We start from the raw sequence: 1,369 nt of genomic DNA on the forward strand, positions 1-1,369 counted from the left end.
CGCCCGGCAGCGGCTCGAGGCCGACGTGCGCACCTCGGCCGCCCGGCTGCGCGACGACCTCGCGGACGACGAGGTGCAGGTGGACCGGCTGCCGCGCGCCGAGCTCGACGCCGCGCTGGCCCGGGCGGCCGGAGTGCCGATCGTCCTCGACGCGGTCGCGCGGGACTATCGCCGTGAGGCCTTCTCACACACGAGCTGGATCTTTGCCCGCTGGACAAGGGGATTCGCGGCCGATCCGCTCCGTAGGCTGCGCCTCGACCGAGCAGGTCGCCGACCTCCCATCCCGGTCGACATCGAGGGCGGCGACGTGCGGGCGGTCCTCGGCCGCTCGTCGATCCCCGCGCCGAGCGTGTCGACCGTCTCCGCCGTCGACGTGGCCACGCGGTCCTTCGTCCGCTCTGCCGCGGAGGGCCTGCCCTTCCGGTGGGAGCAGGCCGTGCAGGAGGCTGCCAACGGTGGCGAGGGCGCACTCACCGATGCGCTCGACCAGGCGATCATCGCGACGCCGTTGCGCGCCCACCGGCCGGCCTGGTGGCACGTCGTCAACGCGGTGCAGTGGTTCCTCGGTGTCGTGGCGCTCGGCGGGCTGCTCTGGCTCGCAGTGCTCTACGTCCTCGGTTTCCTCCAGCTGCCCCGCCCTGACACGCCGGCGGTCGGCATTCTTCCCGTCCCCGCCGTGATGCTCGTGCTCGGTCTGCTCCTCGGCATCCTCCTCGGCATGCTGTCCCGGTGGTGGGCGAAGGTCGGGTCCCGGCATCGTCGCACCGTGATCGGCAAGCGGCTCAGCGAGGCGGTCGCCGCCGTCACGGACGAGCGGGTGATCCGTCCGGTCACCGAGGTCGTCGAGCGGCACCGCACGACCCGCCGCAACCTCGACGAGGCCCGTGCCTGAACGCCCCTCCTGAGGCGCCCGGTCCGGCTTCTCGGGCGAGCTGTCCACATCCGTCCAGCCACAGGACGGCTCGTCCACAGCTGCAGGGAGTGGACTCGACCGGGCGACGCTGTGGCAGAAGGCTGGTCGGCAGGCCCGGCAGCCGCCGGGACATGGATGAGCCGGCACCAGAGGAGCCACCATGAACGAGATCAAGGTCACCCTGCACGGCAACGTCGTCACCGACCCGACCCCGAGGGCTGGGCGCAACGGCAGCGTCTTCACCACGTTCCGGGTCGCGACGACGCCCTATCGGCGCACCGCCGACGGGAGCTACGCCGACCTGGAGACGAGCTTCTACAGCGTCATCGCCTTCGACACCGTGGCCTCCAACGCGGCTGCCTCGCTGCGCAAGGGCCAGCCCGTCATCATCGTCGGCAACCTGTCGAACAAGTCCTATGTCGACAAGGACGGCATCAGCCGCACCTCGCCGGAGGT

At 71.6% G+C, this 1,369-nt stretch carries 1 protein-coding gene and 1 pseudogene; both read left to right on the forward strand.

What is annotated here, in order from left to right:
• Positions 1-892 (forward strand): annotated as a pseudogene (locus N864_RS25290) (ABC transporter); the annotation flags it as partial.
• Positions 893-1,073: 181 nt separating this feature from the next.
• The coding region (locus tag N864_RS22265) for a single-stranded DNA-binding protein (protein WP_034722720.1) at positions 1,074-1,369 on the forward strand (296 nt) is incomplete at its 3' end.

This window comes from Intrasporangium chromatireducens Q5-1, assembly GCF_000576575.1.
In the GTDB taxonomy this organism is placed as follows: Bacteria; Actinomycetota; Actinomycetes; order Actinomycetales; family Dermatophilaceae; genus Intrasporangium_A; species Intrasporangium_A chromatireducens.